1 protein-coding gene and 1 pseudogene are annotated in these 1,537 nt (G+C 75.0%); both read left to right on the top strand.

Annotated elements, in window-relative coordinates; all coding sequences use genetic code 11:
* A partial coding sequence (locus tag ACFY5C_RS41490; protein WP_389455266.1) for a DUF2252 domain-containing protein occupies positions 1-976 on the top strand: 976 nt, incomplete at its 5' end.
* 112 nt (positions 977-1,088) lie between these two features.
* Positions 1,089-1,537: pseudogene (locus ACFY5C_RS41485) on the top strand (hypothetical protein); the annotation flags it as partial.

The following is a 1,537-nucleotide window of genomic DNA, read 5'->3' as shown; positions in this document are numbered from 1 at the left end:
GGACCTGAAGCGGCTCGCGGCCTCGCTGGTGCTCGCGGGCCGGGAGGCCGGCGCGGACGAGGACGTCTGCCGCCTGGCGGCTCGGGACGCGGTCGGCGCCTACCGGCGCACCATGCGCCTGCTCGCCCGGCTCCCGGTGCTCGACGCGTGGAACGCCATCGCGGACGAGGAGCTCGTCTCCCACACGGACGCCCATGACCTGCTCGGCACCCTGGAGCGGGTCGCGGAGAAGGCGCGGGCCAACACGAGCGGCCGTTTCGCGGCGAAGTCGACGGAGCGCACCGAGGACGGCGGACGCCGGTTCGTGGACGCGCCGCCTGTGCTGCGCCGGGTCGGGGACGCGGAGGCGGCGGCGGTCGTGGCGTCGCTGGAGAGCTATGTCACGACGCTCCCCGAGGACCGGCACCCCCTGCTGGCGCGGCACGCGGTGCACGACGTGGCGTTCCGGGTCGTGGGCACCGGCAGTGTGGGCACGCGGTCCTACGTCGTCCTGCTCCTGGACCACCGCGGTGAGCCCCTGGTCCTCCAGGTGAAGGAGGCCCGCACATCGGCGCTGGTCCCGCATCTGCCGGCGGCCGGTTTCGAGGCGCCGGCGCCGGAGCACGAGGGGCGGCGCGTGGTGCTCGGGCAGAAGCGCATCCAGGTGGTCAGCGACGTGCTGCTGGGGTGGACGACCGTGGAGGGGCGGCCCTTCCAGGTGCGCCAGTTCCGCAACCGCAAGGGCAGCGTCGACCCCGCGGCGCTGGCCGCCGACCAGATCGACGACTACGCCCGGATGACCGGCGCCCTGCTGGCCCGCGCCCACGCGCACAGCGCCGACCCGCGGCTGATCTCCGGCTACTGCGGCAAGAACGAGGAGCTGGACGAGGCGATAGCCGCCTTCTCCGTCGCCTACGCCGACCGCACCGAGGCGGATCACGCCGACCTGGTGGCGGCCGTGCGGTCGGGGCGGATCGCGGCGGAGCTGGGGGTGTGAGGGGACCGGAGCCGGGAGTGCGAGGGGGCCGGAGCCTCAGGTGTGAGGGGCGGGCGGCGGGCGGAGCGGCGGTGTTCGAACAGCCGGCGGCCGGGTGGCCTACGCTGGGCGGGTGACTACGCCGGAAGCTGAGCAGTCCCAGGCCGAGACCGCCGACGCGGCGGCGCCCGGCGGTGCCGAGGTGCCCGCCGGCGACACGACCGCGCAGGACGGTGGGGCACGGCCCGAGGAGCGGCTGGAGAAGGCCGTACGGGCCGCCGAGCAGGCGTTGATCGAGTACGAGATCGCGGTGGAGACCTTCCGCGTCGAGGTCGACAACTTCTCGCGGCTGCACCACCAGAAGCTCGGCCCGATGTACGCCCGGCTCGACGAGCTGGACGCCCGGATCGCCGAGGCGGTCGCCGCGCGCACCGGCGACCCCGAGGACATCCGCAAGGCCGACGAGGCGCGGGCCCGGGTGATGCCGATGCCCGGCGTCGAGGAGCTGTTCCACGGGTGGATGGACGACTCGGGGCTGTTCCCGGAGGCCGTGGCGATGCTCACGGACCAGCCGGTGCGGCC

Source organism: Streptomyces sp. NPDC012935 (assembly GCF_042900345.1).
Classification (GTDB): domain Bacteria; phylum Actinomycetota; class Actinomycetes; order Streptomycetales; family Streptomycetaceae; genus Streptomyces.
The sequence above is the reverse complement of the archived record's forward strand: the minus strand, read 5'-3'. Positions and strand labels throughout refer to the sequence as shown.